The organism is Streptomyces sp. NRRL F-525 (assembly GCF_000716605.1).
Taxonomy (GTDB): Bacteria; Actinomycetota; Actinomycetes; order Streptomycetales; family Streptomycetaceae; genus Streptomyces.
The window spans coordinates 1-5,035 of the sequence record NZ_JNXE01000089.1; the positions used below are offsets into that span (position 1 = coordinate 1).

The 5,035-nt window shown below is 69.0% G+C and carries 1 protein-coding gene and 1 pseudogene; both read left to right on the top strand.

Annotation, left to right across the window (positions count from 1 at the left end):
* Positions 1-1,525 (top strand): type I polyketide synthase (locus OO69_RS47870; RefSeq protein WP_033287348.1); only part of this gene is annotated, 1,525 nt, incomplete at its 5' end.
* 54 nt (positions 1,526-1,579) lie between these two features.
* Positions 1,580-5,035: pseudogene (locus OO69_RS47875) on the top strand (type I polyketide synthase); the annotation flags it as partial.

Below are 5,035 nucleotides of genomic sequence, written 5' to 3' on the forward strand. Positions count from 1 at the left end.
CCGCACGGCCCAGGCCGAGAACCCTGACCGGATCGTCCTGCTCGACCTGGACCCGGCCGCTGACGACCCGTTCACCACGGTCCTGGGCCGGGCCCTCGCTATCGGCGAGCCTCAACTCGCGGTTCGCGGCGCGAAGTTGTCCGTGCCGCGTCTGGTGCGTGCCGCTGTCGTCGAGTCGGTCGGGGGCCTTGCTCCGGTTGTGGGGGGCACGGTGCTGGTGACGGGTGGTACGGGGTCGTTGGGCGCGTTGGTGTCCCGGCACCTCGTCACCGAATACGGCGTCCGGCATCTGGTGTTGGCGAGTCGGCGTGGTCCGGAGGCCGAGGGTGCGACGGAACTGGTCGCCGAGTTGCGGGAGTTGGGTGCGGAGTCGGTGCGGGTGGCGGCGTGTGATGTCGCCGACCGGGATGCGGTGGCAGCGCTCCTCGGCTCGGTCGACGACGAGTACCCGCTGACCGGGGTTGTGCACACGGCTGGTGTGTTGGACGACGGTGTGATCGGGGCGCTGACGCCGGAGCGGTTGGCGTTTGTGTTCGGGCCAAAGGTGGCGGCTGTAGGTCATCTGGACGAGTTGACCCGGGACTTGGACTTGTCGGTGTTCGCGGTGTTCTCTTCCGCGTCCGGGTTGTTCGGGTCGGCGGGTCAGGGTAACTACGCGGCGGCGAATGCCTACGTGGACGCGGTGGCTCACCGGCGCCGGGCGGCGGGTCTGCCGGGTACCTCACTCGCCTGGGGTCTGTGGGAGCAGACCAGCGGCATGACCGCGCATCTGGGCGTCGCCGATCAGGCACGTATGAGCCGTGGCGGTGTCCTGCCGATCGCTCCTGCGGAGGGCATGCGGTTGTTCGACGCGGCCCTGCGGAGTCCCATCGCGCTGGCGGTGCCGATCAAGCTGGACCTGCGGGCGTTGCGCGCCGACGCGGCGGCGGGCCGTCCGACGCAGCCGCTCCTGCGCGGACTGGTCAATTCCGGTCGCCAGACGGCCCGTTCGGCCTCCGGTGACCACGGCGGGCTGGCCCGCCGGCTCGTCGGCCTCGCGCCGCAGGAGCAGGAGGCGCTGCTGCTCGACCTGGTCCGCGGCCATGTGGCGAACGTGCTCGGCCACACCGGGGTCGCGAACGTCGGAGCGGAGACGGCGTTCAAGGACGCCGGTTTCGACTCGCTCACGTCGGTCGAGCTCCGGAACCGCCTCCGCGAGGTCACCGGCCTCAAGCTGGCCGCGACGGTGGTCTTCGACTACCCGACCCCGCTGGCGCTCGCCCGCTATCTGCACGGCGAGCTCGGGACCACCGACGACGCACTGTCGCTGGTGAATTCCAAGATCGAAGACATCGAATCACTGATCACCGGACTGCTCTCCGACGAGGCCAAGAAGACCGGCGTCATGCTCCGACTCCAGGGGCTGATGGCGAAGTTCAACGGACTCGGCGAACAGACGGAGAACTCCACAGTGGCAGAGCAACTGGAGTCCGCCTCCGCCGATGAGGTTCTCGACTTCATCAACGACGAACTCGGAATCTCCTGAGAAACCACGCCTTCGCTGACTGCCGCTCCCCAACACCCGGTGAGGAAACCGAAGATGGCCACGGACGAGAAACTCCTCAAGTACCTCAAGCGTGTCACGGCCGAGCTGCACGACCTGCGGCAGCAGGTCGCGCACAGTGCGGACGAGCCGATCGCGATCGTGGGCATGGCGTGCCGTCTGCCGGGCGGAGTGACCAACCCTGAGGACCTGTGGCGGCTCGTCAGCGAGGGGCGGGACGGTGTCACCGGCTTCCCGGAGGACCGTGGCTGGGACCTGGACGGCCTGTTCGACTCGGACCCGGACAAGGCCGGCACGTCGTACGTGAACCAGGGCGGATTCCTGTACGGGGCCGGGGAGTTCGACGCCGGCTTCTTCGGGATCTCGCCGCGCGAGGCGCTGGCCATGGACCCGCAGCAGCGACTGCTCTTGGAGACCTCGTGGGAGGCCCTGGAGCGGGCCGGGATCGCCCCCGGCTCGATCAAGGGCACGGATGTCGGCGTCTTCAACGGCATCATGGGTGTCGACTACTTCTTCGGCGGCAACGTCCCACCGGAGCTGGAGGGCTTCGCCGGGACGGGTGCGGCCGGCAGTGTGGCGTCGGGCCGTATCTCGTACGTGTTCGGCTTCGAGGGCCCGGCGGTGACCGTGGACACGGCTTGTTCCTCCTCGCTGGTCGCCCTCCACCTCGCCGCCCAGGCGCTGCGCCGGGGTGAGTGCTCGCTGGCCCTGGCCGGCGGTTCGACCGTGATGGCGACTCCGCACACGTTCGTGGAGTTCTCGCGGCAGCGCGGGCTCGCCTCGGACGGCCGGTGCAAGTCGTACGCGGATGCGGCCGACGGCACGGGCTGGGCCGAGGGCGCCGGTGTCGTCGTCCTGGAACGGCTTTCGCGGGCACAGGAGCGAGGCCACCGGATCCTGGCGGTCGTACGGGGTTCTGCCGTGAATCAGGACGGTGCGTCCAACGGCCTGACGGCGCCGAACGGTCTGTCGCAGCAGCGGGTGATCCGCATGGCGCTCGCCAACGCCGGCCTGTCGACGTCGGACGTGGACGTAGTTGAGGGGCATGGCACGGGGACGGTCCTGGGCGACCCGATCGAGGCGCAGGCGCTGCTGGCGACTTATGGTCAGGATCGGCCTGCCGAACGGCCGTTGTGGCTGGGTTCGTTGAAGTCGAACGTGGGTCATACGCAGGCGGCTGCGGGTGTTTCCGGTGTGATCAAGATGGTGCAGGCGCTGCGGCACGGCGTACTGCCACCCACCCTGCATGTCGACGCCCCATCCTCGGAGGTGGACTGGTCGACCGGCGCGGTCCAGCTCCTCGAGCGCTCCCAGCCCTGGCCGGAGGTGGAACGGCCGCGCCGGGCCGGCGTGTCGTCCTTCGGTGTGAGCGGTACGAACGCGCACATCATCCTGGAGCAGGCGCCGGAGACGGAGTCCGCGGAGTCGGGGCCGGCCGGGACCGATGACGTTGTCGTGCCGTTCGTGGTGTCCGCGAAGAGTGCCGAGTCCCTGGCGGGCCAGGCGGAGCGGCTGGCGGCATTCCTCACTGCCGAGGAGGTGTCGCTGTCCCCTGTGGCGGGTGCGTTGGTCGCTCAGCGGGCGGTGTTGTCCGAGCGTGCGGTGGTGGTGGCCGGTTCGCGTGAGGAGGCGTTGGCGGGGCTTGGTGCGCTGGCGCGGGGTGAGTCGGCTGCGGGGTTGGTGGCGGGTAGTGGGGTTTCGGCTGTTCGCACGGTGGTGGTGTTTCCGGGTCAGGGGTCGCAACGGGTGGGGATGGGGCGTGAGTTGTATGCGCGCTATCCGGTGTTCGCGGAAGCCTTTGATGAGGCGTGTGCCGTGCTGGACGCGCAGCTGTCGGGCTGGGTGGAGCACTCGGTCAGGGATGTGGTCCTGGGTGATGCCGGTGATTTGAGCTGGACGGTGTTCACGCAGGCGGGTTTGTTCGCTGTGGAGACGGCGTTGTTCCGGCTGGTGGAGTCGTGGGGTGTGAAGCCGGATGTGGTGATGGGTCATTCGATCGGTGAGATCGTGGCGGCGCATGTGGCTGGCGTGTTGTCGTTGGCGGATGCGGCTGCGGTGGTCGCTGCTCGGGGTCGGCTCATGCAGGCGTTGCCCTCGGGTGGCGCGATGGTGGCCGTGGCGGCTTCGGAGGACGAGGTCGCCGGGCTGCTGGGTGAGGACGTGGGCCTGGCGGCGGTCAACGGCCCGGCGTCCGTGGTCCTTTCCGGTACAGAGGACGCTGTGTTGGCAGTGGCGGCGAAGCTCGCGGAGCAGGGCCGTAAGACCAAGCGACTGACTGTCTCGCATGCCTTCCACTCGGTTCTGATGGAGCCGATGCTCGACGAGTTCGCCGCCGCACTGTCCCAAGTGATGTGGTCGGAGCCGGAGTTCCCGGTGGTCTCGAACGTGACGGGGCGGCTTGCGGAACCCGGTCAGCTCACCGACCCGCAGTACTGGGTCGACCATGTCCGCCGTCTGGTGCGTTTCGCCGACGGTGTGGTGTCGGCGGCGGGCGACGGGGACGTTGTCTTCGTCGAACTCGGCCCGGGTGCGGCCTTGTCGAGCGTCGTGGCCGAGTCGGCGGGCGAACGGGCGGCCTGTGTCGCGGCTCTGCGGGACGGTCGTCCCGAGGCGCAGACCCTCCTCACCGCGACCGCCGAGGTCTTTGTTCGCGGTGGGTCGGTCGACTGGGCGAAGGTGTTGCCGGTTGCGGGTGTTTCGCATCTCGACCTGCCGACGTATGCCTTCGACCACCAGCACTACTGGTTGCAGACCGCTCCTGCGACTGATGCTGTTGCGCTTGGGCAGGCGACTGCCGATCACCCGATGATCGGTGCTGTCGTGGTGGTGCCGGAGACCGGTGGGGTGCTCTGCACTTCCCGGCTGTCGCTGCGTACGCACCCCTGGCTGGCCGACCACGCCGTTGGTGACACCGTGCTCATGCCTGGAACTGGGCTGGTGGAGTTGGCTGTTCGTGCGGGTGACGAGGTCGGCTGCGGCACACTCGACGAACTGGTCATCGAGGCGCCCCTCGTCCTGCCCGAGCAAGGTGGCGTTCGCGTTCAAATCAGCGTGGGCGGACCGGACGAGACCGGAGCCCGGACCGTCGCCGTCTACTCGGCATCAGAAGACGTCGTCGAGGACCACGACAGCGAGGCCTGGACCCGCCATGCCACCGGCACCCTGACGGCGACCGCCGCTCCCGCCCCCGGCTTCGACTTCACCGCCTGGCCGCCCCCCGGCGCGGAGCAGGTTGAGGTCGCTGGTGTCTACGACCTGCTGGCGGGGGCGGGTTATGGCTATGGCCCGGTGTTCCAGGGTGTGCGGGCGGTGTGGCGGCGTGGTGAGGAGCTGTTCGCCGAGGTCGCGCTGCCTGAGGAGCAGCGGGACAGCGCTGCCCGGTTCGGTATTCATCCGGCTTTGCTGGATGCGGCGTTGCATCCGGTGATGTTGGATGTGGCGCTTGCGGATCCGGCGGGTGAGGGCCGTGGGGATGCCGGGGAGGGTGTGCAT